The 24945-nt window shown below is 63.6% G+C and carries 22 protein-coding genes and 1 pseudogene; 5 read left to right on the plus strand and 18 right to left on the minus strand.

Translation table 11 applies throughout. The features are described 5' to 3' along the window. Nucleotides 1-18: 18 nt before the first annotated feature. The 6 genes from IVB40_RS21145 to IVB40_RS21170 form a co-directional block, all read right to left on the minus strand. Entirely contained in the window at nt 19-582 is a 564-nt protein-coding gene (locus IVB40_RS21145) for a hypothetical protein (protein ID WP_247816186.1), read from the minus strand. 282 nt (nt 583-864) lie between these two features. After that, on the minus strand, nt 865-2574 hold the full coding sequence (locus tag IVB40_RS21150) for a response regulator (RefSeq protein ID WP_247286552.1): 1710 nt from the start codon (nt 2572-2574) through the stop codon (nt 865-867). Next, nucleotides 2571-4085 carry an ATPase domain-containing protein gene (locus tag IVB40_RS21155; protein ID WP_247360494.1) on the minus strand — a complete coding sequence of 505 codons (1515 nt, stop codon included), beginning with the start codon at nt 4083-4085 and terminating at the stop codon, nt 2571-2573. The genes IVB40_RS21150 and IVB40_RS21155 overlap by 4 nt, the downstream gene beginning before the upstream one ends. 244 nt (nt 4086-4329) lie before the next feature. Continuing rightward, nucleotides 4330-6027, minus strand: a complete 1698-nt coding sequence (locus IVB40_RS21160) for a GMC oxidoreductase (protein ID WP_247816187.1) — start codon at nt 6025-6027, stop codon at nt 4330-4332. A 420-nt stretch (nt 6028-6447) separates the two neighbouring features. Further along, the gene (locus tag IVB40_RS21165) at nt 6448-8007 is read right to left on the minus strand and encodes a carboxyl transferase domain-containing protein (protein WP_247433903.1); all 1560 of its coding nucleotides are present in this window, start codon (nt 8005-8007) and stop codon (nt 6448-6450) included. Next, nucleotides 7937-8911 carry a helix-turn-helix domain-containing protein gene (locus IVB40_RS21170; protein ID WP_247286556.1) on the minus strand — a complete coding sequence of 325 codons (975 nt, stop codon included), beginning with the start codon at nt 8909-8911 and terminating at the stop codon, nt 7937-7939. Before IVB40_RS21170 ends, IVB40_RS21165 begins: the two co-directional genes overlap by 71 nt. Nucleotides 8912-9005: 94 nt before the next feature. On the opposite strand from IVB40_RS21170, the gene IVB40_RS21175 reads away from it, so the two are divergent. From IVB40_RS21175 to glsA, 4 genes are all read left to right on the plus strand, one after another. Further along, on the plus strand, nt 9006-9227 hold the full coding sequence (locus IVB40_RS21175) for an acetyl-CoA carboxylase biotin carboxyl carrier protein subunit (protein WP_247816188.1): 222 nt from the start codon (nt 9006-9008) through the stop codon (nt 9225-9227). A gap of 152 nt (nt 9228-9379) precedes the next feature. Next, entirely contained in the window at nt 9380-10546 is a 1167-nt protein-coding gene (locus IVB40_RS21180) for a TAXI family TRAP transporter solute-binding subunit (protein ID WP_247816189.1), read from the plus strand. Nucleotides 10547-10581: 35 nt separating this feature from the next. Beyond that, nucleotides 10582-12657, plus strand: a complete 2076-nt coding sequence (locus IVB40_RS21185) for a TRAP transporter permease (protein WP_247816190.1) — start codon at nt 10582-10584, stop codon at nt 12655-12657. 22 nt (nt 12658-12679) lie between these two features. Continuing rightward, the gene (glsA, locus tag IVB40_RS21190) at nt 12680-14527 is read left to right on the plus strand and encodes a glutaminase A (RefSeq protein ID WP_247816191.1); all 1848 of its coding nucleotides are present in this window, start codon (nt 12680-12682) and stop codon (nt 14525-14527) included. Between the two features lie 5 nt (nt 14528-14532). On the opposite strand, the gene IVB40_RS21195 is transcribed toward glsA, so the two are convergent. Next, entirely contained in the window at nt 14533-14835 is a 303-nt protein-coding gene (locus IVB40_RS21195) for a nucleoside triphosphate pyrophosphohydrolase family protein (protein WP_026233761.1), read from the minus strand. Between the two features lie 26 nt (nt 14836-14861). Beyond that, nucleotides 14862-15389 carry a carboxymuconolactone decarboxylase family protein gene (locus IVB40_RS21200; RefSeq protein WP_247286564.1) on the minus strand — a complete coding sequence of 176 codons (528 nt, stop codon included), beginning with the start codon at nt 15387-15389 and terminating at the stop codon, nt 14862-14864. On the opposite strand from IVB40_RS21200, the gene IVB40_RS21205 reads away from it, so the two are divergent. Beyond that, nucleotides 15388-15558 (plus strand): hypothetical protein, encoded by a 171-nt coding sequence (locus tag IVB40_RS21205; RefSeq protein ID WP_247286566.1) that lies wholly within the window; start codon nt 15388-15390, stop codon nt 15556-15558. The genes IVB40_RS21200 and IVB40_RS21205 overlap by 2 nt on opposite strands. Before the next feature lie 380 nt (nt 15559-15938). Here the strand turns inward: IVB40_RS21205 and IVB40_RS21210 are convergent, their stop codons facing one another. The 10 genes and pseudogenes from IVB40_RS21210 to IVB40_RS21255 form a co-directional block, all read right to left on the minus strand. Beyond that, nucleotides 15939-16298: an OB-fold domain-containing protein gene (locus IVB40_RS21210; RefSeq protein WP_247286567.1), complete on the minus strand. Its 360-nt coding sequence runs from the start codon at nt 16296-16298 to the stop codon at nt 15939-15941. After that, nucleotides 16295-17431, minus strand: coding sequence for a thiolase family protein (locus IVB40_RS21215; protein ID WP_247816192.1), 1137 nt, complete (start codon nt 17429-17431; stop codon nt 16295-16297). Before IVB40_RS21215 ends, IVB40_RS21210 begins: the two co-directional genes overlap by 4 nt. Then, nucleotides 17428-18649 (minus strand): annotated as a pseudogene (locus IVB40_RS21220) (CoA transferase). Before IVB40_RS21220 ends, IVB40_RS21215 begins: the two are co-directional and overlap by 4 nt. Before the next feature lie 121 nt (nt 18650-18770). Then, a complete protein-coding gene (locus tag IVB40_RS21225) occupies nt 18771-18977 on the minus strand; it encodes a hypothetical protein (protein ID WP_027517389.1) in 207 nt (68 codons plus the stop codon). Between the two features lie 128 nt (nt 18978-19105). Beyond that, complete coding sequence (locus tag IVB40_RS21230; protein WP_027569542.1) at nt 19106-20275, minus strand: acetyl-CoA acetyltransferase; 1170 nt, start codon at nt 20273-20275, stop codon at nt 19106-19108. A gap of 59 nt (nt 20276-20334) precedes the next feature. Further along, nucleotides 20335-20985: a bifunctional 4-hydroxy-2-oxoglutarate aldolase/2-dehydro-3-deoxy-phosphogluconate aldolase gene (gene eda, locus IVB40_RS21235; RefSeq protein ID WP_027569541.1), complete on the minus strand. Its 651-nt coding sequence runs from the start codon at nt 20983-20985 to the stop codon at nt 20335-20337. Nucleotides 20986-20998: 13 nt separating this feature from the next. Then, nucleotides 20999-21979, minus strand: a complete 981-nt coding sequence (locus IVB40_RS21240) for a sugar kinase (protein ID WP_027569540.1) — start codon at nt 21977-21979, stop codon at nt 20999-21001. Between the two features lie 23 nt (nt 21980-22002). Then, nucleotides 22003-22989: a D-erythronate dehydrogenase gene (gene denD / locus IVB40_RS21245; protein ID WP_247433875.1), complete on the minus strand. Its 987-nt coding sequence runs from the start codon at nt 22987-22989 to the stop codon at nt 22003-22005. A gap of 76 nt (nt 22990-23065) precedes the next feature. Continuing rightward, nucleotides 23066-23941, minus strand: a complete 876-nt coding sequence (locus tag IVB40_RS21250) for a carbohydrate ABC transporter permease (RefSeq protein ID WP_027569538.1) — start codon at nt 23939-23941, stop codon at nt 23066-23068. A gap of 2 nt (nt 23942-23943) precedes the next feature. Next, a complete protein-coding gene (locus IVB40_RS21255; protein ID WP_247360480.1) occupies nt 23944-24891 on the minus strand; it encodes a sugar ABC transporter permease in 948 nt (315 codons plus the stop codon). Nucleotides 24892-24945 lie beyond the last annotated feature (54 nt).

Here is a 24945-nt window from a genome sequence, read left to right on the forward strand (position 1 = left end):
ATTATGTCGGCTGGCCTCTCAGGCGACGGAACCACCGCGCGGGTTGACGATCGTATAGCCACGCAATGAACGCGCATGCATTCGCGTCGCGTGTCCGCCCGAGTTGGCGTCGTACGCCATCCAGGTGTCCCCTTCCAGGTGCTGCTCGAGGACGAACACATGTCCACGTCGCGCTGCGACCATTCCCGGTGCGGGTGATGTCCGCGGGAAGCGCAGCCAATTGGCCGCAAGATTCAATTCCGGCACGATACGGCCGAACACGCGCAGAGCCGCGCCGCAGCCGCAGAAGGATGAAGGACACCCTGCCGGACGACTGCCTACGATGCGGGTGCCGGAGATGCTCGTCGTCGGGGCGCCGCCCGCGTCGGTCGCTGTCAATTGCGTCGCGCGATAGGCTTGTAGCGAGGACCTGGGATTCAGTGGGGACCGGGAAGTCCGCTCACGGCGCGTTTGCGCATACGAGAAGTCGCAGGGCATCGTGACGTTGCATTCAGGTACTTGATGAATGCGATAAGTCCGTGCTTCGGAAGCGACGGAGCTGAGGGCAACCAAGAGACACGCAGAAAGAACCGCCTTGAACATTGCAGGGCTCCAAATTGAAGATCCCTGCCCCGGCAATGAGAAACCAATAACAGTTTGGCTGAAATGGGCTAAAAAGCGGCCGAAAGTGGCTTCATTTGCGGGCCGATTTCTGCAGTCCTCATAGCCCAGACGTAGCGGCAGAGATGGACTACTCGCAGAGAACGAATGCGTGTCGTCGCAACTGAGCACGCCGCCCAGCGACGGGCGTCGACCGGCCGAGCGCGCAAACGCCCAGGGCGCCCCTCGAGCCATAAACCCGGGCAGTAATTGTTGCGCGCGTGGTCAGCCCCGAGTCGTCGCCAAACCCGCTCCTGTGGCTATCGCAAAGTCCGATTTTGCAGCACTGAGCGCTGCGGCGAGCTCGTCGATGTGGTAGGGCTTCGACAGGATCCGGATCCCGGCCATTTCGGCGTCGTGAACCGCGGCTTCGGCGTATCCGCTCGTCAGCAGGACCGGGATGTCGCTTCGCCTCCTCTTTATCTCGGACGCGAGTTCGACACCGTTCATGCCGCCCGGCATCATGATATCGGAAAACACCAGATCGACGGAGCGGCCGTCCGCTAGGGCACCGAGGGCCGCCGCAGCACTGGCTGCGCGCGTGACCTGGTAACCGAGTTGCGCAAGCATTTCGCTGACCAGCGCGGCGACCTCGTCGTCGTCTTCGACGAGGAGAACCCGGCCATGATTAGCCTTCTTGGGACGCGCCCTGTTCAGGTCGATGAGATGCCGTTCACCCGAAGGAATATTCCTGGATCGCGGCAAATAGAGCTCGATGCTGGTGCCCTCGTCGACGATCGATTTTATTCGAACCATCCCGCGTGACTGCGTCGCAAATCCGTGCACCTGCGCAAGCCCCAGGCCCGAGCCTTTCCCGACATCCTTGGTCGTGAAGAACGGTTCGAAGACCCGCGCCAGGATCTCGGGGCTCATCCCGACACCCCTGTCGACCACGGACAGGCGGACGTAATCGCCCGAAATTTCATCCTCGTCGAAGCCGGCCAGGTTCTCGCCACGAACAACGATCGTGCCGCCGTTCGGCATCGCATCGCGGGCGTTGACCGCCAGGTTGAGAATGACCAGTTCGAGCTCTCCCGGATCGACCTCCACCGGCCAAAGACCATCCGGAAAATCGAACTCGACGTGAACGTCGCCTCTCAGGCTCCGATCGAGCAGTTCGCGCATGCCGCCGATCTGCGATGCGATGTCGACGGCCTCGGGCCGGAGCTTCTGCCGCCGTGAAAAAGCCAGAAGCTGCCGGGTCAGGCCGGCACCGCGCTGCGCCGCCTGAACCATTCCCTGCAACAGACGACGCCGCCGATCAGGATCTGTCTGCCGATCGAGCATGTCCAATCCACCGGAGATCACCATCAGCAGATTATTGAAGTCGTGAGCTACTCCGCCGGTCAATTGTCCGATGGCTTCGATCTTCTGGGCTTGACGAAGGGTCTCCTCGACCCGGGCGCGCTCTTCCATTTCGGCCCGCAGATGCTTGTTGGCCTCCTCGAGAGCACGGGTGCGCTCGACCACGAGCTTCTCGAGCTCCTGGGCCGTCCGCTCGCGCGCCTGCAGCAAGGTTCGAATTTCATATTGCCGCCGGCGGGCCCGCATTGCGGATTGAATTGCGCTCGTCAGCGTGATCGGCTGAACCGGACGTTCAAGCAGCGAAACGTTGCGGAGTGTCTCGACGATGCTGCGGCGCCAGGCAACCACCGCCGGCTGCTCCCGGTGGCTGGTGAGAATGACAAAGGGCAGGTCAGACCAGGGCGGCTGCCGCTCGATCCAATGTGCCAGCGGCTGGGTATCCTTCCCGAACAAGCCCTCCTCGGCGAGAAGGACCGCGCCCACTCCCGCCGACATCTCGCTGACCAGTTCAGGCAGACCACGACAATTGATTGCGACGAGATTCGAATTGCGGAAAAGCTCGACCGATGCCGCCCCATCACGGCCGATCGGAGCAAACACGAGAACGCAATGATCGCGGTCCGCGCTCATTCCGCCGGCCCCTCCGGCATCTCCGTGCCCGTATAACGCGGATTTCCGGAGAAAATGCCGCTGAACTCGCTCAGCGGAGGACCTAGCGTGATGCCAGCGCGGCCAAGACGAAACTCGCGGATTGAGTTTTCATGATTGCCGCTGCGCTTCTTCACGACGGAGAGGGCACGCCGCACCGTTCCGCCGACCTCAAAATAGCGCAGCATGAGCACCGCATCACTCAAATAGCTGATATCGAGAGCCGTTTCCATCGGACCGACCAGCCCATGTTGAGCGAGGATCAGGACGGTCAGCACGCCTTTCTGCCCGAGATAGCTCAGGAGCTCATGCATCTGAAGGATGAGGAATCGCTCATCCGGCATCGCGTTGAGGTAACCGTTCAGACTGTCGATGATGACAATCCGGGCGTTATCCTTTTCGACGCTCTTTCGTACATTCGCGGCGAATTCCCCGGGGGACATCTCGGCGGGATCGATCTGTTGAAAGCGGATGAGTCCCGATTGCAGGTGCGTTTCAAGGGGCAGGCCAAGCGTCCGAGCCCGGGCTTCCACCGTGCCGCGACCTTCATCGAAGGCAAAGAACACCGCATGCTCACCACGGGCTGCCGCCGCGATCGCATAGGTCAGCGCGAGAGACGACTTGCCGACACCGGCGGCGCCCAAAAGAAGCGCACTGGTGCCGCGCTCGAGCCCTCCTCCCAGGAGCTGGTCGAGTTGCGCATTGCCGCTCGGCGTCAACTCACCGATGAACGATGCGTGATGTTCCCCCGCGACCAGCCGGGGGAATATCCGCACACCTCCTGCTTCAATGGTGAAATCGTGGAAGCCGCCGCGAAATCGAATGCCGCGCATCTTGATGACGCGCATCCGCCGGCGCTCTGCTCCATAATCAATGGCGAGCTGTTCGAGCATCACCACGCCATGCGCGATCGAATGGAGTTGTAAATCGTCCTGGGAGGACGAGAGGTCGTCGAGGAGGATGACCGTGCAATTGCGGTTGGTGAAGAAGTGCTTCAAGGCCAGGACCTGGCGCCGGTACCGCAGCGGGTTCTGCGCGAGGAGGCGCAGCTCGGACAGGCTGTCCAGCACCACGCGCGCGGGATTGATCCGTTCGACTTCCTTGAATATTAGGCCCGTCGTTTCGCTCAGCTCCATTTCAGCGGGATGGAAGACGGTGAGCTCCCGCTCGGGATCCAGCGTCGTCTCCGGCGGAACCAGTTCGAAGATGTCGACACCTTGCAGCGACCAGCCGTGCCGCTGCGCAACCAGCGTCAGCTCACGTTTGGTTTCCGACAAGGAGATATAGAGCACGCGTTCACCGCAGCGGACGCCCTCGAGAAGGAATTGAAGCGCCATCGTGGTCTTGCCCGAGCCGGGCCGACCCTCGTAGAGGTACATGCGATTGGGATCGAGCCCGCCACAGAGGATGTCGTCCAGACCGTCGCTGCCGGTCGAAATCCTGGGCAAGTCTTCGGGGTCGCTGGTTTGCGCCCCGCTCGAAGAATCGATCATTGAACCCCCTTAAGGTCTGTCGCCAAAAAGACGCGCTCAGGCCCGACACGGACCGCGCAGCCTAGCGCCCCGGTTCCAAGCCGAAAGGCGAGATTTGGCAAAGAAACGCCCGAGGCCGGTTCCCGGTTCCGCAAGCGGGCGCATGGGCCTCAGCCTGTCCCAGCGGAACAGTTTTGGCTGCATCATTTCAGCGTGCAAGGGCTCATTGACATGCTTCCCGGCGGACGGTGCAAACCGCCCCGGCTCACTGCATGATCGCGGCCGCGATCTTCTCCGCCGACATCAGGACCGGAAAATTGGTGTTGGCACACGGCACCACCGGGAAGATCGAGGCGTCGACGACGCGCAGGCCCTGCACGCCTTTGACGCGGCCCTCTGGATCGACGACCGCCATCGGATCGTCGGCCCGGCCCATGCGGCACGAGCAGGAGGCGTGCCACACGCCGATGGTCGCCTTGCGCACGAAGGCTTCCAGCGCCTCGTCGTCGTTGATGACGTCGTCGAAGGTGAAGCCCTCGACCACGAAATTGTCGATCATGTAGTGGCGCAGCGCCGCCGGCCCGTCCATCAGGGCCGCGGCGATTTTTGTCAGTATCCGGTTCCTAGTGTTGACCACGCCGATCTTGCGTACGCGGTCGGTATAGGAGGCCGGGAATGGCTTGTCCGTCACGGCCCTGACGACGTCGCTCATCTGCACGGCCGCCATCTTGCGGAAACCGCTCATCAGGCGATCGAGGTCGCGCCGGTCGGACAACAGGTTGAACTCGACGATCGGCTCGGCTGCCGGGTCGCGCGAGGCAAGCTTGACCTGTCCTGTCTCGGAATAGGTCTTGTTGACGAACGTCAGCAGCGATCCGATCTGCTCACCGACGGCGTGCCAGGCTGATTTGCTGAGCAGGACGACGAACATGTCGCCTTTCGGCACGCCTTCGAGCCCGGACGAATAACGCAGGCCAAGCTGCATGTGGCGCCTGGTGTGCTCGTTCATCCGCGCTCCGCGGCGGACAAAGGACGACAGCGAGATCGAGGGATGATCCATCAGGCGCTGGCCGACGCCTTGCAACCCCATCAGCACGGGAATACCCATATCCTTGAGGTGACCGACCGGGCCGATGCCGGCGCGCAACAGATGCGCCGGCGAATGGATGGCGCCGCTGGAGAGAATGATCTCGCGGCCGCGGAATTCCTGCTCCCGTCCGTCGACCACGGCCTTCACACCGACGCATCGCGTGCCTTCGAACAGCAGCTCTCTGACCTGCGTGTTGGTGGAGATCGTCAGATTGGCGCGCTTGCGCGTATCACGATCGAGATAGCCCATGGCGGCCGAGACGCGTTGCTCGGCCTGGTTGGAGTGCGTCACCGGGAAAAACCCGTCGACGAACTCGCCATTCTGGTCCGGCAGGAACTGATGTCCGGCCTGCTGGAAGGCTTGCGCGAACGCCTGCGAATGCCGCGTCCAGTGCTCCCTGGGAATTCGGCGGACCGGAATGCGGCCGTCCTTGCCGTGGTAGGGACCGTCGAAATCGAGGTCGCGCTCGACCTTCTTGAAGAAGGGCAGCACATCGTTCCAGCTCCACCCCGCAGCGCCGCGCGCGTCCCATTCGTCGTAGTCGGTCGGCGCGCCGCGGTTGGCCATCTGGCCGTTGATCGAGGAGCCGCCGCCAAGCACGCGAGCCTGCTCGTATTTGCGTAAGGGCGGACGTCCTTCGTTCGGATTGTTATGGCTGACGATCTGGGTCGTGACCTTGAGCTCGGTCCAGTGGAAGCGCGGGTCGAAATAGGCCGTACCCGGATAGCTGTCCCTGATCTCGGCCGGCTCGTCGCCGGGCGGTGTGTCCTGTCCAGCCTCGCAGAGCAGGACCTTGTTGGCGCTCCTCGCGGAGAGCCGGTGGGCCAGCACGGACCCCGCCGAGCCGCCGCCCACGATAATGAAGTCGTACACGATTGGCGCTTCCTCTTGTTCTTGCCCGGGAAGCGTAGCGCGTAATTGTTTTGAGGTCACGTCATCACTGCCGCGGCAAAGCGGAGCACAGACAGCGGCAACATCGAAGGCGCCCTATCGGCAGGCACCCATCGTCGGGTCAGCAGTTGACGAGCTACCGAACCTGGGAAGCTTTACGGCTTCCTCACGAAGCCCGCGCGCAACCGCTCGGCAAACCAGACTACAAAAATTGAAGCAAACGACAGACAGAAAAATATGGCCGTCCAAAGCAGCGCGTTACCCGCATTTGTCATGACGTCTCTCCCTCGTTTCAAACGAGACGCTTGCAGACAATCGGACGCGTGGCGTTGCGATAGATCAATTTTGCTCAACTGGCATTGGGCAGAGGTCGGCATCAGCGGCTCGCAGTGACGGCTGAAACTACGGCCTGATCGAAAAATTCCCCGGCGGCCCCGGCTTTCGCAATGGCTCCGCCAGCCGCGCAAACTCGCACAGCAGCGACCGCGTCTTCCTGGGATCGATGATCTCCTCCACCCAGAATTTTTCGGCGGAGCGGAACGGCGAGCGCAGCTTGTTGAGGCGGTCCTCGATCTCTTTCAGTTTCTCCGCCTTGTCCTCAGCCGCGTCGATGTCCGCACGGTAGGCGGCTTCGATGCCGCCTTCGAGCGGGAGCGAGCCCCAATAGGCCGACGGCCAGGCGTAGCGGATCGAGAAGCGGTCGGCGGGCTGATGCACCACGCCGGCGACGCCGAAGGCATTGCGCAGGATCACCGTGCACCAGGGCACCGTGGTCTGGTTGACCGCGGCCATGGCGCGAACGCCATGGCGGATGGTGCCCGCCTTCTCCGCATCGAGCCCGATCATGAAGCCGGGGCAGTCCATGAGATAGACGATCGGCAAATGGAAGGTCTCTGCGAAGTCGACCCAGCGCACCACTTTCTGGCAGGCGTCCGCCGTCCAGGAGCCGCCATAGTGAAAGCTGTCGCTGGCAAGCACCATCACCGCCCTGCCCTCGAGCCGCGCGAGGCCGACGATGATCGGCTTGCCGAAATTCTTGGCGACCTCGAAGAACGAGCCCTTGTCCACGACCTGTTCGACGATCGGCCGTATCTTGTAGACCTGCTTGCGGTTGCGTGGCACCGCGCTCATCAGCGCCTCTTCGGTGCGCTCCGGATTGTCGGTGCAGGGCAAGGTCGGCGGCAGCCCGTCAACCGACGACGGCAGATAGGACAGGAATCGCCGCGCGCAGGCAAAGGCCTCCTCCTCGGTGTCGACGGCATGATCGACCGCGCCGGCGCGGGTCTGGATGTCGGCGCCGCCGAGCTCTTCCTTCGAGAGATCCTGCCCCAGCGCCTTCACCACCGGCGGGCCTGCGACGAACATCGCGGACTTCCGGGTCATGATGGAATAGTGGCTGGCGGCAAGACGCGCGGCACCGAGCCCTGCGACCGAGCCGAGGCCGAGCGCGACCACGGGCACGCGCGACAAGTTTTCGGTGGTGAAGCGATACCAGCGTGTGCCGCCGATACCACCCGGCAGGTTCGCCGCGCCCTTGGTCTCGATGGTCTTGACCGAGCCGCCGCCGCCCGAGCCTTCGATGATGCGGACGATGGGCAGGCGGAGATCATGCGCCATCTCCTCCGCCATCAGCGGTTTTGCGGAGATGGACGCGTCCGCCGAGCCGCCGCGCACGGTGAAATCGTCGCCGACCACGACGACGGTGCGGCCTTCGACGCGGGCACGGCCGAACACGCAGTTCGCCGGCGTCAATTTCTGCAACTCGCCGCTGGAATCGTACTCGCCGACGCCGGAGACGGCACCGATTTCGTGAAAGCTGCCTTTGTCGGTCAGTCTGTCGATACGTTCCCGAACAGTCAGTCGGCCCTGGTCATGCTGACGCTTGACCTTGTCAACGCCGCCCATCTCCCGCGCGAAGGCTTCGCGCCGGGCGAGCTCGTCGAGTTCCGACTTCCAGTTCATTCACTCCCTCCGAATTGATCGGCTTGTTATTGTTGTGCACGGCCATGGCGACCGGTTTGCGCGGGATGCGGGCGTTGAATACGTCGCCCTCCGCGCCGTCCATCAGGCTGCCGAGCGAGCGGCCGAGCGCGACCATCAACGGGGCGACTTCGGCATGCAGACGCTGCTCGTCATACATCGACGACAGAAGACCGATCGTGATCACCACAAACGTCTGATACTGCGGCGACCAGATCGGCACCGCGAGCCCGTTGATGTGCGGGCTCCACAAGCCGCAGGCCACGACATAGCCGCGCTCATGCAGCGACTGCCGATTGGCCTCGATGCGGGGCCGCAGGATTTTCGCAGCCTCGGGAGCTTCCCGCTCCATGTCTGCGATGAAGGCATCGCCGACCTCGGGCGCCAATGCCGCGGTGTAGGCTGCGCCCGCAGCAGTGGAGGCCATCGAGATGCGGCTGCCGGTGCCCTCGTGCAGGCCGAGTGCCGAGGCCGAGCGCGCAAACTGGAGATAGACCAGATGGAAGCGATCGGGCACCACGAAACCAACCGTGCCGGGCAGTTGCTCGGCGACTTCCTGGAGCCGCTGGCGAATCATGCTGCGCAGCTGCGCGCCCTTCATCATCGAGGCGCTCATCGCCACCGCGCTCGGCCCGATGCGATATTTCTGATCGCGCGGCAGATAGACCAGCTGACCCATTCGCGTCAGCGTGTGCGTGAGCCGCGACACGGTCGAGCGCGGCAGGCCGCAGCGGTTTGAAATTTCGAGATTGCCGAGCCTGCTATCGTGGCCCTCGAAGCATCGTAACACGTCGAACGCGCGCGACACCACTTGGATGACATCACCCTCACCGGCATCGCCGGCGAGCGCACCTTGTCTACTCAACCGCTCTGAACGTCGTCCCATGATCCCTACCGCTTGTTCCGCTGTGCGGAATTAAATTCCGCTTGCAGAAGAAACTACCTCAGGCATTTTGCGACCACAAGAAGAAGGCGATGGCATGCCAGAGATTAAGATCGTCACGGAGATGGCGGGTCGCATCTGCTCAACTCCCGTGCAAGTTGGAGGAACCGTTGCGGATGGTGATGAGATTGTGCTGGTCGAAGCGATGAAGATGGAGATACCTGTGCTTTCTCCTGCGAGCGGCGAGATCACATCTATCCTGGTGAAGATCGACGACGTCGTTGCCGAGGGACAGGCGATCGCGATCATCGCGAGCTGACTGTATTATCAATCTGTCAGCCTCATTGCTGCGTTCGCGGTACGGCGTTGCCATCGCCTGATCGCGATGACATGATCCGTTTCAAACAAAACTTGTTTCAAACAAAGAAAGAAAATCGTCGCGGCAAAACGCGAGGATCATTGGAGGGAAACATGCTTCGTGGGCTGATCATGCTCGCGCCTGCCTTGGTGGCGGGCCTTTCTTTTGCGTCTACACGCTATGCAGCCGCCGAAGACATCAAGCTACCGGCGACATTGACGTTCACCGCCTATGACACCGGCACCGCCGGCTTCAACATCGCGGTCGGCGTCGGCAAGATGATGAAGGACAAATACTCGACCGATGTGCGCGTGCTCCCCGCAGGCAACGACGTCGCGCGTCTGGCGCCGCTGCGCGCCAAGCGTGCGGTCTCCGCGGCGATGGGATCGGGGACCTATTTCGCACAGGAAGGCGTGTTCGAGTTCGGCTCCAGGGAGTGGGGCCCGCAACCGCTCCAGATCCTGCTCTCATCCGTCGACTGCAATTGCGGCACGCTCGGCGTCGCTGCGGATACAGGCGTGAAGGAGCTGAAGGATCTCAAGGGCAAGCGCGTCGGATTCGTCGTCGGCTCGCCGGCGCTGAACCAGAACTCGCTCGCGGTGCTCGCCTTCGCCGGCCTGACGCAGAAGGACGTCAGAGTCGTCGAGTTCGCAAGCTACGGCGCGATGTGGAAGGGCCTGATCAACAACGACACCGACGCGGCCTTCGGCACCACCATCACTGGCCCCGCCAAGGAAGCCGAGACCTCGCCGCGGGGCCTGATCTGGCCGCCGCTGCCCGCCAAGGACAAGGAAGGCTGGGCGCGGATGCAGAAGGTCGGCTCGTTCTTCTTTCCGCAGACCGCGACCTGCGGCGCCGGCATCTCGCCGGACAAACCGATCGAGCTCGGCAACTACCCCTACCCGATTTTCGTCGCCTACGCCTCGCAAGCCCCCGACCAGGTCTATGCGATCACCAAAGCCATGATCGTGAACTACGATTCCTACAAGGACGCCGCGCCCGGCGCCGGCGGGCTTGCGGCCGATCGCCAGACCAAGAACTGGGTGGTGCCGGTGCATCCCGGCGCGGTGAAGGCGCTGAAGGAAGCCGGGCGATGGAGCGACGCGCAGGACGTGCACAACAACAGACTGATCAAGCGCCAGGAGGTGCTTGGCGCAGCGTGGACCGACTACGGAAAGTCCAACCCGCCTGCGGATGACAAGGCGTTCCTCGACGGCTGGATGAAGGCGCGTGCCACAGCCCTTGCGAAGGCCGACATGCCGAACGGGTTCGAGGATTAGTTCTCAGCGTTTATTGCCCACGCGCGGGGTCGATCATGTCGTCTGCTTCAGTCTCCACCGCCGCGCAGGACGAGGCCAAGCGGATCGTGTTCGACGATCCGCATGGCGCCGCCGGCAACATGCAGGAAGCGGAGGTCACGCGCGTCCGAAGCTTGCCCGGCGCGTGGCGCTGGATGCTCGTCGTCGCGACCGCCGCGACCGTCCTGCTCTGCATCAACCAGCAATTCTCGCTGCGCTTCTTCGTCGGCTACACCCAGCTCAACACGGAGTACTTCTATCTCCTGATCGCGCTGATGCTACCGTTCACGTTCCTGATCTTCCCGGGAACCGCACGCGCGCCGCTCGACCGCATTCCCTGGTATGATCTTCTCTGCTTCGTCGTGACTTTTGCCGCAGCGCTTGTGTTGATGTCGAACGTGCGCAAGGCCGCGGAGGCCGGCTGGGAATTCGGCGGCGCGCCGAACAGCGTGACAGCCGCGGGTCTCGTGATGTGGGTGATGCTGATGGAGGCGCTGCGCCGGACCGGCGGCTGGAGCCTGCTACTGAGCGTGCTCCCCTTCACCGTCTATCCGCTGTTCGCAGAATCCAGCTGGCTCGGGCCGTTCCGCGGCACGCAGTCGACGCTGGAGCAAGCGACCGCCTATCACGTGCTGTCGGGCGAAAGCCTGCTCGGCATTCCCATCCAGGCGTTTGCCGACACCGTGATCGGCTTTCTGGTGTTTGGCACCGCGCTGATGATGACCGGCGCCGGAAAGTTCTTCATCAATCTCGCCTTCGCGCTGTGCGGCACCTTCCGCGGCGGCGCGGCAAAGGTCTGCATCTTCGCTAGCGGCCTGCTCGGCATGATGTCGGGCTCGATCATCTCCAACGTGCTCACCGCCGGCACCATGACCATTCCGGTGATGAAGAAGAGCGGCTTTCGCGCATCTTATGCCGGCGCGATCGAGGCTTGTGCCTCGACCGGCGCGGTGCTGGCTCCGCCGGTGATGGGTGCAACCGCCTTCGTGATCGCGCAATTCCTCAATGTCAGCTACGCCGATGTCGCGATCGCCGCCATCATTCCGGCCGCGCTCTATTACATCGGCCTGTTCATGCAGGTCGATTCCTATGCCGCACGACACGGGCTGAAGGGCATTCCGCGCGCGGAGCTGCCGCGGGTCATGGATACGATCCGGGACGGCTGGTACTACGTCTTCGTGATCGCGCTGCTGATCGTGATGCTGCTCTACTTCAAGCGCGAGAGCCATGCGCCATTCTACGCTACCGCCCTGCTTCTGGTCCTCAACCAGCTGTTCTCGAAGGACACGCGCTGGACTGTGGCGACCATCGGCAAATTCCTCGAGGTCAACGGCCGCACCTTCGTCGAGCTCGTCGGCATCCTCGCCGGCTGCGGCCTGCTGATCGGCGCCTTCTCAATGACAGGCGTGGTGTCGAGCCTCGCCAACGACCTGCTGCGCATTGCCGGTGACAATCCGTTCCTGCTGCTCGGCATGTGCGCCCTCACCAGCCTGATCCTCGGCCTCGGGTTGACCACGACGGCCTGTTACATCTTCCTCGCCATCCTGGTCGCACCGGCGCTGGAGAAGCTCGGGCTAAACAAGATGGCCGTGCACATGTTCATCTTCTACTGGGGCATGTTGTCGTCGATCACCCCGCCAGTTGCGATCGCCTCGTTCGCGGCGGCAGGTATTGCCGGCTCGCCGGCGATGAAGACGGGCTGGGAATCGATGTGGGTCGGCAGCATCATCTATTTCATCCCGTTCTTCTTCGTGCTCAATCCCGCGCTGGTGCTGCAGGGGCCGAGCCCCTATTTGGCCGGCCTCGGTTTGATGGCGCTTGCGGCGTTCGGCACGCTGTTCATCTGCGGGGGCATCCAAGGCTACCAGCCCTTCGTCGGCGATCTCCGCGGCGCCGGTGCGCTGGAATGGCCGATCCGCGTGCTGCTGGTGATCGGCGGGTTCGTGGTGGCCACCCCCGGCGGCGGCATCATGCCGCTATCGCAAATGCAGGTGACGCTGCTCGGCCTCGCCATCCTCGTCCCCACGGTTTTGCTCGCCTTGCTGCTGGTCCGGCGGCAGACCATGGTGCCGGACGGGTTGCGCGTGCCCTGATTGCGTTGCACAAAGAGAGGCGATGAAACCGCTTTCGCCACTCGCCACCGCCTGGACCCGCTCGAAGCCGCCATTGCTGCGGTTTCTGGACAATTGCCTCAACGAATTCTCGGCGGAGACCTCGGGCGCGGTCGCCGACTACATTCCCGAGCTCGGCAAGGCCGATCCTGCTTGTTTCGGCATCAGCCTCGCGACCCTGGACGGTCATGTCTACGAGGTCGGCGACTCCAGGGTACCCTTCACCATCCAGTCGATGTCAAAGCCGTTCGTGTTCGCACTGGCGCTGGACCTGCTCGGCGCAAGCAGGGTCGAGAGCGCGATCGGCGTCGAGCCCTCCGGCGATCCTTTCAACTCGATCCGGCTCAACTCGGACAACCATCCGTTCAACCCGATGGTCAATGCCGGCGCGATCGCCTGCACCGGGCTGATCCACGACAGCAAGGGTCGGGACGCTTTCGAGCACATTCGCCTCGCGCTCGGTCGTTTTGCCGGCCGCGACCTCGCCGTCGACGAGGCCGTCTACGCTTCCGAAAGCCAGACCGGCGACCGCAATCGCGCCATCGGCTATCTCCTCAAGACCAATGCGGTGATCTCGGACGATGTCGCCGCCGTGCTCGACGTCTATTTCCGGCAATGCGCGGTACTGGTCACCGCGCGCGACATCGCGGTGATGGCGGCAACGCTCGCCAACCGCGGCGTCAACCCGGTTACCGGCGAGCAGGTGCTGACGCCTTACGCGATCTCGCGCACGCTCTCGGTGATGACGTCGTCGGGCATGTACGACTATGCCGGCGAATGGATCTACCGGATCGGCATCCCCGCCAAGAGTGGCGTCGGCGGCGGAATTCTCGCCGCCCTCCCCGCTCGCCTCGGGCTCGGCAGCTATTCGCCAAGACTCGACAAGCACGGCAACAGCGTGCGCGGCATCAAGGTGTGCGAGGCGCTGTCCTCGCATTACGATTTGCACATGCTCAACCGGAGCGACGACGCGCGCAACGCCGTCATCGCCGATTACGACATCGGCAAGAGTCCGTCGCGGCGCGTGCGCCGCCCGCAGGAGCGCGATATTCTCGCAGCCCACGAGCAGGAGGTGCGGATCATCGAGCTGGTCGGCACGCTGTCGCTGTCGGCGGTCGACTATGTCTCGCGCCGGCTTGCGGGGCGGCCGCGGCCGCAATTCGTGATCTGCGATCTCCACCGCGTCACCTCCACCACACGCGCCGGAGCGCGGTTGGTGGCCGAGGCGTTCGAGGAACTCGCGGTGCTGAATGTGACCGTCGTGCTGTCAGGCGTCAGGCGTGCCTCCAAGGAATGGGACAGCCTGCGGGAATGGACCGCCGAGCTCAAGAACGTCCGCGACTTCTATTTGCTCGACACCGCGATCGAATGGGCCGAAGACCAGATCATCTATCGGTACGGAGGCTCGATCGATTTCCACGAGACCACCGAACTTGCCGAGCAGCCGCTGCTGGCCGGCATGAGCGAGGAAGAGCTGACCGACCTCGCCTCGATCTGCACGATCCGGACCTATCAGTCTGGCGCGAAAATCCTCACCACGGGCGCCGCAGCCGATTCCCTTTTCTTCCTGCGCAGCGGCGCGGTGCATGTCACCCTGCCCGACGGAGTACGGCTCGCAACACTCACCGCCGGCATGGCGTTCGGCGAGATGGCGCTGATCGAGACCACTCGCTCCGCCGACGTGTTCGCGGATATGGCGGCGACCGCGTTCGAGGCGCCTCTGAAAGCGTTCGAACGCTTCCGCAAGCAGCACCCGCACGCCAGCGAACGCATCATGCGCAATCTTGCGCAGCTTCTCGCCGACCGCCTGATCGTCGCCAACGCCAGGGTGGATATCCTGACGTCGACCTGAGCGGCCTAGCGGCTCGCCGCCTCGCTGATCCGCCGCTTGATCTTTGCGGCACTGGTCTTGAGCAGCTCGGATGGCTGCTGGCCGGTCGCCACGCACAGGCATGCCCAGTAATAGATGACATCACCCAGCTCTTCGACGAGGCCCGCCTGGTCGAGCCAGTCATCGCGGAGCAGCTTCTTGATGTGGTCGGCGACTTCGCCGGATTCGCCGGCGAGGCCGAGCCCGAGATAGGACAGCCGTTCGTTGGACGGACGCTCATCGACTTTCGCAATCGTTGCAGCCCAGGCGGCATATTCATCGATCGTCATGAGCGTCCCTCACAGCAATTGCTCGATCAGCCTACCACTTCGGTGACCGGCTGAAGGTCGATCTCAAAGGTCTCCAGAAACTTTGACGTCATGATGTAGAATCCGACCGAGAGCTGCAGCTCGACGAGCGCGGCTGGCGTCAACTTCGCCGCGATCGCCTTGAAGATCGCATCCGTCGGCTTGTTCAGCTTCACGATCTCGTCGGTGAACGCGAGCGCGGCGCGTTGCGTCTCGTCGAAACAGCTCGCGGTCAGCCAGTTCTCGAGCGCCTCATTCTGCTCGTCGGTGACGCCGACATTCTTGCCGATACGCTTGTGCGCGACGATCTCATACGGCGCCTCGCACAGGATGCCAGTGCGAGTGATCGCGAGCTCGCGCACGATCGGATCGAGTTCGCCCTTGTGGCGGATGGCACCGCCGAGGCGGCAGTATTGCTCAAAGTAGCTCGGCGAATGCGACATCATGCGGAAGATGTTGGCATTGCGATTCTTGTCGAGGATTTCGCGGGTGCGGTCGGATGCTTGGGATGGGTCGCTGTAGTTGATACGGGCCATGATTTTCCTGAAGTTTTTCCCTAAGCCTTTGATGCTTTTTGTCGTTAGCGGCGAAAGTTCCACGAAACTGTATTCTTGCGCGTCCGCAGGAGCAACAACATCGAGTCAAAATGCCGCCGCATTGCTGAACGACCTTGGTACAGTCGATATTCGCCGCGTGGGGACTTGATCGCGGCGGATACTCGCAAGGGGTGTTCCGAGTAAAAACAATTGGCCGTTGGGCGCTAACCGCGCATCGATGAGTCACGCCCAAGTCTAGGGAGAATACGGCATGAAGGAAGCCACCAAGGGGGCGGCCTCGGAAGCGTTCGCGCATATGCTGGCGGTGATGGCGATGCTCGTCATCGCCAGCATCCTGTTCTACGGGCGCTAGTTAAGAGTTGGGTGAGTGCTTTCGTCATTCCGGGGTGGCCCTCGCACAGGCCAGGCCCAGAATTCCCGTTCCAGGCTCGGTCTCTCAGGACCGCCCCCGAATGACGGATCCCACCGCTTGCGTTGCTGCAGTAGCCCAGATGGAGCGCAGCGCAATCAGGGCTACATCCAATTTCACTATCCGTCTTTGGCGAAGAACGGCACCAGCTTGCCGGCGAACCGTTTGAAGCTCGCGCTGACCTCATCGCCGATGGCGAGATCATTCTCACCATGTGCCATCATGCGAAAACCCTCGGCGCAATCGACCAGCAGGATGTTGTAAGGCACGTGCGCGCGCGTCTCGGGCGTGGCGGCGCGGCAGACCAGCGACGTCGCGTAGACCCTGCCCTTGCCGCTGGCGCGCTGCTCGCGCGAATCGGACGCGCCGCAGGCCGCGCAGAAGGCGCGACGAAAATACTGCACATGGCCGCATGCGGTGCAGGTCTGATAAATGACGGCCTGTTCGCCCTTGGTCCAGTCGGCTAGACGCTCGCTCATCGCACCCGCTCCAGGAACATGCTGACGTGAGACGACAGCACGCCGCCGTCGCCGTGCAGCAGCGCGATCGAGGCGTCGCGCACCTGACGATTCGCCGCTCGCCCCGTCATCTGCAGATGCGTTTCGACAAGATGCGCCATGGCGCCACCGACGCCGCAATGACCGTAGCTGAGCAGGCCACCATGGGTGTTCAGCGGCATCGCGCCGTCGCGGCTGAAATGGCCGGCGCGCACGCGTGCGGCTGCCTCGCCCCGGCCAGCAAGGCCAAGGTCTTCCAGCAGCATCGCGAGCGTGATCGTAAAGCTGTCGTAGATCGCCGCGTAGCGCACGTGGGAAATCGCGAGGCCGGTCGCCTCCCTGGCGCGGGCGACGGAGATCTCGGCGCCGAGTTCGCTCAGGGCGGGCGCTGCAGTGACGTGCTGATGGGTATGAGCCTGGGCACAGCCGCGAATGCGCACGCCGGCCTCTCCGGTCCGCTCGCGGCTGATGACGAAGGCGGCGCCGCCGTCGGACACCGGGCAGCAATCGAGCAGCTTCAGCGGCATCGCCACCGGCTTCGAGGCCATGACGTCGCCAACAGTGATGGAATCGCGGAATTGCGCACCGGGATGGGTGCAGGCGTGGGCGCGCATCAGCACGGCGAATTCGGCGAGGTCTTCTTCCGTCACGCCGTATTCGTGCATGTATCTGTTGGCGACCAGACCGTAGTAGGCGGGAATGGTCGGGCCGAGCGGCACCTCGTAGTCGGGATGACCGACCTGCGCCAACGCCTGGATCGAGGCATCGCGGCTCTGCCCGGTGAGACGGTTCTCACCGGCGACCACGAGCACGTTGCGGGCGACTGCAGCCTCGACGAGGTGATGCGCCAGCATGGTCATCGCGAGGCCGGTCGCGCCCCCGACCTGGACGGCGTGGGCGTAACTGGGACGGATGCCGAAATGCTCGGCAAAGACGGTCGCCAGCATGATGTGCGGCGAGACGGTGGAGTAGCCACAGAGGATGCCGTCGATGTCGGCGCGCTCGAGCCCGGCGTCGTCGAGCGCGGCCTGCGCGGCATTGCTCATCAGGTCGAGCGAGGACGAGCCTTCGTGCTTGCCGAAAGGCGTGAGGCCGACGCCGGTGATGAAGCTCACGGACGCACCTGTGCATCGTCATTACGGGGCGGCGAACGGGTGACGCCATCGCGGACCATGGCGTCGATCTCATCCGCGGAGTAGCCGACCTCACGGAGGATTTCCGCGCCGTGCTCGTTCAGCTGCGGCGCGAGCCGCACCGGTTCGGCTTCGGTCTCCGACCAGGTCGCCGTCACCCTCATACTCCGGATCGGCCCTTCAGTTGGATGGTTCACCACTGGGAAAAAGCCGGTCGCCTCCAGATGCTCATCGTGCAGCATCGAGGCGAGGTCGTGCATCGGCATCACAGGCACGTCGGCCTTGGTGAGCAGGTCGATCCATTCCGTTGTGGAACGCGTCTCGAAGATGCGCGCGAGCTCGGCATAGACCAGGTCGATATTGGCGGCGCGGCCGGCGAATGTCGCGAACATCGCGTCGGCCCGCAGATCGTCGCGTCCCGTCGCCTTGAAGAAGTTCTCCCACTGCTTGTCGTTGTAGACGATGACGCTGAGATAGCCGTCCGACGTCTTGTAGGGCCGGCGGTCGCGCGAGAGATGGCGGGCGTAACCGCCTTTGTCCAGCGGGGGCTCGTAGGTGAGCCCGCCCATGTGGTCGCCCATGACGAAGCCGGCCATGGTCTCGAACATCAATATCGACGCGCTGACCGCGTCCGGTGAGGTCGCGGTGCACGAGGCTGGCGCAGATCGCGCCGACGGCGGTGAGGCCGACGATACGATCGACCAGTGCGTTCGGCACATAGCGCGGCACGCCGTCACCGGTCTGCGCCATCAGAGCCGGCAGCGCGGTGGCGCCCTGGATCAGATCGTCATAGGCGGGTTTTGCAGCATACGGCCCGGCCTGGCCGAAGCCGAACACGCCGGCATAGACCAGACGCGGATTGATCTTGGCAACAACGTCATAGCCCAGTTGAAGCCGCGCCATCGCCTGCGGGCGGACGTTGTAGACGAGAACGTCGGCATCTTTCAGCAAGCGCAGCACGGCCTCGCGGCCGGCGGGCTTCTTCAGGTCGAGGCAGATCGAGCGCTTGCTGCGGTTGGTGTTGAGGAACACCGGGCCCATGCCGGCGTGCCGCATCGGACCGATCAGGCGGGTGACGTCGCCGTCCAGAGATTCCACCTTGATGACGTCTGCGCCGTAGTCGCCGAGCATCTGGGTCGCATAGGGACCCATCAGCACGGTGGTCATGTCGACGACCTTGATGCCCTTCAGCGGTCCCATCGTTCGCTCCCGATTGCGCGGGCTCAGATGAGCCCTGCGATTTCGGTCCAGCTAACGGCAGCGGCGTCGCGTGCGCAAGGGCGGCCGGCGTATGGCCGCATGCGCCGGCGACGAAGGGCCGCTATTTCTTCTGACGGGATTCGCGAATCTTGAGGAGACGGTCGAGCTCCTCATTCTGCTGGTTGATGCGGTCCGCGATCCGCGACTCGTTCTGCTCACCCGATGCGGCCGCGGCCTGCTCGATGAGCTGGCGGATATTGTCCTCGAGAATCGCGATGCGATCGTTGAGTGCGTCCATCGACAGCGAATCTTCGTAGTCATTGCTCATAATGCATGTCCCGCGAATCAATCAGTGCCGTAGGGTGGGCAAAGCGAAGCGTGCCCACCATGATCTAGCGCAAACAAGATGGTGGGCACGGCGCTTGCGCGCCTTTGCGCACCCTACGAGATCGGGGCTTACTTCAACGGCTCCAGCACGGAGACGTAGTTGGCAACCGCCGCACCGCCCATGTTGAAGATGCCGCCGAGCTTTGCATTCTTGAGCTGCATGCCCTCCGGCGCTTGCCCGGCGAGCTGCATCGCGGTCATCACGTGCATGGAGACGCCGGTGGCGCCGATCGGATGGCCCTTGGCCTTCAGGCCGCCGGACGGATTGACCGGCAGCTTGCCGTCCTTGAGCGTCCAGCCTTCCTTGATGGCACGGGCGCCCTGCCCCCTCGGCGTCAGGCCCATCGCTTCGTACTCGATCAGTTCGGCGACGGTGAAGCAGTCATGGGTCTCGACGAAGGAGAGATCGGAAAGTGTAACGCCCGCCTTCTCCAGCGCGCGCTGCCAGGCGACCGTGCAGCCCTCGAACTGGAGGATGTCGCGCTTGGACATTGGCAGGAAATCCTGGGCGTGCGCGGTGGCGCGGAAGCCGATCGACTTGCTCATGCCCTTGGCGGTTTCCGCGTCGGCCAGCACCAGGGCAGCGGCACCGTCTGAGACCAGCGAGCAGTCGGTGCGCTTCAGGGGGCCGGCAACGTAGGGGTTCTTCTCGCTCTCGGCGCGGCAGAACTCGAAGCCAAAGTCCTTGCGCATCTGGGCGAAGGGATTGGCGACGCCGTTCTTGTGGTTCTTGGCCGCGATCAGCGCCAGTGCATCGGACTGGTCGCCGTATTTCTGGAAATAGGAGCTGGCGATCTTGCCGAACACGCCGGCGAAGCCGCCGACGGTGTCGCCGTCCTCAGGCAGATAGGACGCCTTAAGCAGGTTCTTGCCGATCTCCGGCCCCGGCGTGCGCGTCATCTGTTCGACCCCGACGACGAGGACAATCCTGGCCGCGCCGGCCGCGATCGCGCGCACGCCCTGATGGACGGCGGCGGAGCCGGTGGCGCAGGCGTTCTCGACCCGGGTCGCCGGCTTGAAGCGCAGCTTCGGGTCGGCCTGGAGCACCAGCGAGGCGGTAAAATCCTGGGGCGAGAAGCCGGCGTTGAAATGGCCGAGCACGATCTCGTCGACATCGCCAGCCGAAATGCCGGCATCCGCCAGCGCCTCATTGGCGACCTTCACCACGAGGCTTTCCACGGTCTCGGTGTCGAACTTGCCGAACGGCGTATGCGCCCATCCGACGATGCTGGCGGTCATGGTCTTTCTCCCTGGCGGTCTCTTGCTGACCTAAGTCTTAGCCCAGGGATGGCAAGACTTCACGCGGGTTTAAGGGCCTGGAGGGTGCGCTGGCAGATGGCAGTTATGCCGGCCCAGTTCCCGGCCCTGATCTCCGCCGTCGGGCACAGCCAGGAACCGCCGACCGCGACCACATTGGGCTCCGCGAGCCAGGTCGCCGCATTGGCCTCGCCGACCCCCCCGGTCGGGCAGAACCGCACGTTCGGGAACGGCCCACCCAGCGAACGCAGCCCCTTGATGCCGCCGGCCTGCTCGGCCGGGAAAAATTTTGCAATGTCGAAGCCGTAGGATAGCGCCATCATCAGTTCGGACGCCGTGGCGATACCCGGCGCAAACGGCAAGGAGCTATGGGTGGCGGCCTTCAACAGGTCCGGGGTCAAGCCCGGGCTGATGCCGAAGGCGACGCCGAGCTTCTCGACACGGGTGAAGTCGGCCGGATTGAGAATCGTGCCGATGCCGATCACCGCCTCGGGCACCTCGGCCATCATCGCCCTCGCAGCCTCGATCGCAACAGGGGTACGCATGGTCACCTCCAGCGTACGGACGCCGCCGGCCACCAGCGCACGCGCCAGCGGCACAGCATCCTGGATACGCTCGATGGTGAGGACGGGAATGACGGTCGCGGCCTTGAACAGCGCGGCGAGGTGGTTCTGCTGGGCAGTCGTGGTCATCTTGGCTTTCGTTTCACTTGGTCGCTTGACGCGTCGTCGCCGGCCGGTGCCGTTTCTTCGGCGGCATGGCATAACCCGGAATGATGGCGCCGGAATAGCAGATCACGAGGCTGGCGAGGCGGTGCCCGGCCTGGGCGGCCTCGACCGGGTTGGAACCGGCGAGCCGCGCCGCGATATAGGCCGCCGCAAAGCTGTCGCCGGCCGCGGTGGTGTCGACCACGGGTTTGGTCATGGGCTCGGCGCGGACCTCGTAGGGGCCCCCGGGAAAGCGCAGCAGGCTGACCGGCTCGGCGAGCCGGAACACCAACTCGGGGGTCGGGATGCGCGCCATCAACTGCTCGTGGCTTTCGCCGGGATAGAGAGCGAGCAGATCCTCGGTCGAGGTCAGCACGATGTCGGCAGCCGCGAAGGCGGCTGAAAACACCTCGCGCGCGACGTCGCGATCCGGCCATCCCCGCGCGCGGAAATTGGTGTCGAACACGAAGCGGGTGCCGAGCAGGCGCGCGCGCTTGATCGCCGCGAAGAGGCGCTCGCGCCCGGCCGCGTCGTAGATCGAGAGCGTGATCGCAGAGAGATAGACGATGTCGTAGCTCATCAGGGAGTTGAGGAGATCGTCCGTCTCCGGCAGATTCATCAGCTGGCGCGCCGCCGCACTGTCGCGCCAGTGGAAGAACTGGCGCTCGCCCTTCGCGTCCAGCTGGATCATGTAGAGGCCGGGCAGCTTGCCGGGCAGCCGCGCGACGCGCCTCGTGCCGACGCCCTCCGCAGTCCAGGCTGCGATCATCTCATCGCTCAGGGCATCGTCGCCAAGCGCGGTGAGATAGTCGACCTTGACCTCGAGCCGCGCGAGGTACACGGCCGTGTTGAGAGTGTCGCCGCCGAATCCACGCGAGTAGAGGCCCCCGCCCTGCCCGCTGGAATGTCCGGCGGATTGTCCACCCTGGGCCTGCCGGAGCTCGACCATGCATTCGCCGATGCAAGCAACGCTCGCCATCACTTTACCCGCTCAGTCAGAGATCAGGCGACGAAATTGCCGCTGAGCTCGTCTTCGATGTGAATGCGGATGATGTCGTCGAAAGTCTTTTCGGCGGTGGTGAAGCCGAGCTCGAGCGACCGCTTTGCATTGAAGTTGCGCGGCCAGCCGCCGACGATGCCGACGATGAAGGGATCGGGCTCCCGCTTGATGCGGGCGGCGACCTTGTCGCCGGCGACGCGTTTCAGCGCAGCGATCTGCTCGCCAACCGTCGCCGACAGGCCCGGCATGGTCAAATTGCGGCGCGGCCCCACCGCGGCGAGGTCCATGGTGCCCGCATGCAGCAGGAAGCCGACGGCGGAGCGCGGCGTGGCATGCCAATGGCGGACGTCCTCGGACACCGGAAGGACCGCTTCCTTGCCGGCCAGCGGCTCCCGCAGGATGTTGGAGAAGAAGCCCGATGCCGCCTTGTTGGGCAGGCCGGGCCGAATGCAGATGGTCGGCAGGCGGATGCCGATGCCATCGAGGAAGCCGCGGCGGGAATAGTCGGCCAGCAGCAATTCGCCGATCGCCTTCTGCGTACCGTAGCTCAGAAGCGGCGTGTGGAAGAACTCGTCGCCGATCGCATCGGGGAACGGCGCGCCGAACACCGCAATCGAGGACGTGAAGACCACGCGCGGCTTGTAGCCGCCCCCTGCGACCCTGACGGCATCGAGCAGCATCCGCGTGCCGTCGAGATTGATGCGGTAGCCCTTGTCGAAGTCGAGCTCGGCTTCGCCCGAGACGATCGCGGCGAGATGAAAGATCACGTCCGGACGGCCGGCGATCAGCTTTTCGGCCGCACCCGGGACGGCAAAATCGCTCGACACGGTCTCGACGGCAAAACCGGCCTTTTCCGGCGTCTTCGGCTCGACCACGTCATGCATGGTCAGCTTGGTGATGTCGCTCTTGCCAAGCCGGCCGTCGCGCAACAACCGTTCGCACAATTTGCGGCCGACCATGCCGGCGGCGCCGAGAACCAGGATGTGCAAGAGCCTACTCCTTTTTATTGGCCGGAACGCGCCCTTGGCGATTCGTCCTGGCACGCTCTCGAGGCAGGCCCCGCGATCATTCCTTCACGGCGCCGGTCATCGCCGACACATAATACTCCACGAAGAAGGAATAAAGGATAACTACGGGAACCGAGCCGGTCAGAGCCGCCGCCATCAGCGCACCCCAATGGTAGACGTCGCCATTGACGAGCTCGGTGATCGCGCCGACGGGGATCGTCTTGTTCTCGGACGAGGAGATGAAGGTCAGCGCGTAGATGAACTCGTTCCAGGATAGCGTGAAGGCGAAGATGCCCGCCGAGATCACGCCCGGCAGCGAAAGCGGCAGCGTGATCTTCATCAGAATCTGCAACCTCGTCGCCCCGTCGATCAGCGCACACTCCTCCAGCTCATAGGGGATGGTGCGGAAATAGCCCATCAGCAGCCAGGTGCAGAACGGGATCAGGAAGGTCGGATAGGTCAGGATCAGCGCCAGATTGCCGTCGAACAGGCCGAGCTGAAATACAATCGCCGCCAGCGGAATGAACAGGATCGAGGGCGGCACGAGATAGCCGAGGAAGATCGCAAGGCCGACATAGCGCGAGCCCCTGTAGCGAAGGCGTTCGATCGCATAGGCGGCGCAGACGCTGGCGAACAGCGAAATGAAGGTCGAGGACACCGAGACGATCACGGTGTTCCACATCCAGAGCGGATAGTCGGTGTCGAAGAACAGCTTCTTGATGTGCTCCAGCGTCGGATGCACGATCCAGAACGGATTGTACTTTTCGTAGTCGTACATTTCCGCGTCCGGCTTGAACGTCGCGACCGCCATCCAGTAGAACGGGAACAGCAGGAAGAAGATGATCAGGCCGAGCGGAAGGTAGACCCGAAAAAACTTCCGCGGGAAGCTCTCGAGGTAGTCCATTCCGACGCTTTGGTCGTCTGCCGTGGTCATGGTCAGTCCCTCCCGCCCTGCTGCCAGCGGGAACGCTGAAGCCCAAAGAAGCTGAGCAGGATCGCCGCAACCAGGAACGGAATCATCGCGTTCGAGATCGCCGCGCCCTCGCCCAGATTGCCCCCGGTGATGGCACGCTGGAACGACAGCGTCGCCATCAGATGGGTGGAGTTGATCGGCCCACCCCGCGTGATGGTGTAGATGAGCTGGAAGTCGGTGAAAGTCATCAGCACCGAGAACGTCATCACGACCGCGATGATCGGCGACAGCATCGGCAGCGTGATGTGGCGGAAGCGCTGCAGATTGGTGGCGCCGTCGAGATTGGCGGCCTCATAGAGCGAGGGCGAGATGGTCTGTAATCCCGCCAGCAGCGTGATCGCCACGAAGGGCACGCCGCGCCAGATATTGGCGGCGACGACCGACCAGCGCGCATTCCAGGGATCGCCGAGGAAGTCGATATAGCGCGTGATCAGGCCGGCCTTGATCAACACCCAGGAGATGATCGAGAACTGGCTGTCATAGATCCACCAGAACGCGATCGCAGAGAGCACCGTCGGCACGACGAAGGGCAACAGGACGATGGCGCGGACCATCGACTTCATCGGCAGCCGTTCGTTGAGCAGCAGCGCCAAATAGAGGCCGATGGCGAATTTCACCGCGCTGGCGGCGACCGTGTAGAAGATGGTGTTGAACACCGAAAGCCAGAACACCGAGTCCTTCGCCAGCGAGACGAAATTCTGGAAGCCGATGTAGCGCCCGGCGCCACCGATCTTGGTGTCGGTCATGCCGAGCCAGAAGCCCAGCGCCAGCGGGTAAGCCAGAAACAGGATGAGGATGGCGATCGCCGGCACCATGAACATCGCGCCGAGGAAATTCCGGCTCTCGAATGCTCTGGTCCACAAGCTGCTGCGCTTGACCTGCGCGGCAACGGACTCGGCCATAACTGCCATGTCGGATTCCCCTCGACGAAAAGTCGCGGCGTCCGGCGAACCGGACGCCGCGTA

Origin of the sequence: Bradyrhizobium sp. 40 (assembly GCF_023100925.1) — a bacterium.
In the GTDB taxonomy this organism is placed as follows: Bacteria; Pseudomonadota; Alphaproteobacteria; order Rhizobiales; family Xanthobacteraceae; genus Bradyrhizobium.

What these genes read in the sequence shown, in the direction of transcription:
- IVB40_RS21145 (WP_247816186.1), bottom strand. Translation starts at nt 582, where the DNA reads ATGTTCAAGGCGGTTCTTTCTGCGTGTCTCTTGGTTGCCCTCAGCTCC.
- IVB40_RS21150 (WP_247286552.1), bottom strand. Translation starts at nt 2,574, where the DNA reads ATGAGCGCGGACCGCGATCATTGCGTTCTCGTGTTTGCTCCGATCGGC.
- IVB40_RS21155 (WP_247360494.1), bottom strand. Translation starts at nt 4,085, where the DNA reads ATGATCGATTCTTCGAGCGGGGCGCAAACCAGCGACCCCGAAGACTTG.
- IVB40_RS21165 (WP_247433903.1), bottom strand. Translation starts at nt 8,007, where the DNA reads ATGAACTGGAAGTCGGAACTCGACGAGCTCGCCCGGCGCGAAGCCTTC.
- IVB40_RS21170 (WP_247286556.1), bottom strand. Translation starts at nt 8,911, where the DNA reads ATGGGACGACGTTCAGAGCGGTTGAGTAGACAAGGTGCGCTCGCCGGC.
- IVB40_RS21175 (WP_247816188.1), top strand. Translation starts at nt 9,006, where the DNA reads ATGCCAGAGATTAAGATCGTCACGGAGATGGCGGGTCGCATCTGCTCA.
- IVB40_RS21180 (WP_247816189.1), top strand. Translation starts at nt 9,380, where the DNA reads ATGCTTCGTGGGCTGATCATGCTCGCGCCTGCCTTGGTGGCGGGCCTT.
- IVB40_RS21185 (WP_247816190.1), top strand. Translation starts at nt 10,582, where the DNA reads ATGTCGTCTGCTTCAGTCTCCACCGCCGCGCAGGACGAGGCCAAGCGG.
- glsA (WP_247816191.1), top strand. Translation starts at nt 12,680, where the DNA reads ATGAAACCGCTTTCGCCACTCGCCACCGCCTGGACCCGCTCGAAGCCG.
- IVB40_RS21195 (WP_026233761.1), bottom strand. Translation starts at nt 14,835, where the DNA reads ATGACGATCGATGAATATGCCGCCTGGGCTGCAACGATTGCGAAAGTC.
- IVB40_RS21205 (WP_247286566.1), top strand. Translation starts at nt 15,388, where the DNA reads ATGATTTTCCTGAAGTTTTTCCCTAAGCCTTTGATGCTTTTTGTCGTT.
- IVB40_RS21200 (WP_247286564.1), bottom strand. Translation starts at nt 15,389, where the DNA reads ATGGCCCGTATCAACTACAGCGACCCATCCCAAGCATCCGACCGCACC.
- IVB40_RS21210 (WP_247286567.1), bottom strand. Translation starts at nt 16,298, where the DNA reads ATGAGCGAGCGTCTAGCCGACTGGACCAAGGGCGAACAGGCCGTCATT.
- IVB40_RS21225 (WP_027517389.1), bottom strand. Translation starts at nt 18,977, where the DNA reads ATGAGCAATGACTACGAAGATTCGCTGTCGATGGACGCACTCAACGAT.
- IVB40_RS21230 (WP_027569542.1), bottom strand. Translation starts at nt 20,275, where the DNA reads ATGACCGCCAGCATCGTCGGATGGGCGCATACGCCGTTCGGCAAGTTC.
- eda (WP_027569541.1), bottom strand. Translation starts at nt 20,985, where the DNA reads ATGACCACGACTGCCCAGCAGAACCACCTCGCCGCGCTGTTCAAGGCC.
- IVB40_RS21240 (WP_027569540.1), bottom strand. Translation starts at nt 21,979, where the DNA reads ATGGCGAGCGTTGCTTGCATCGGCGAATGCATGGTCGAGCTCCGGCAG.
- IVB40_RS21250 (WP_027569538.1), bottom strand. Translation starts at nt 23,941, where the DNA reads ATGACCACGGCAGACGACCAAAGCGTCGGAATGGACTACCTCGAGAGC.
- IVB40_RS21255 (WP_247360480.1), bottom strand. Translation starts at nt 24,891, where the DNA reads ATGGCAGTTATGGCCGAGTCCGTTGCCGCGCAGGTCAAGCGCAGCAGC.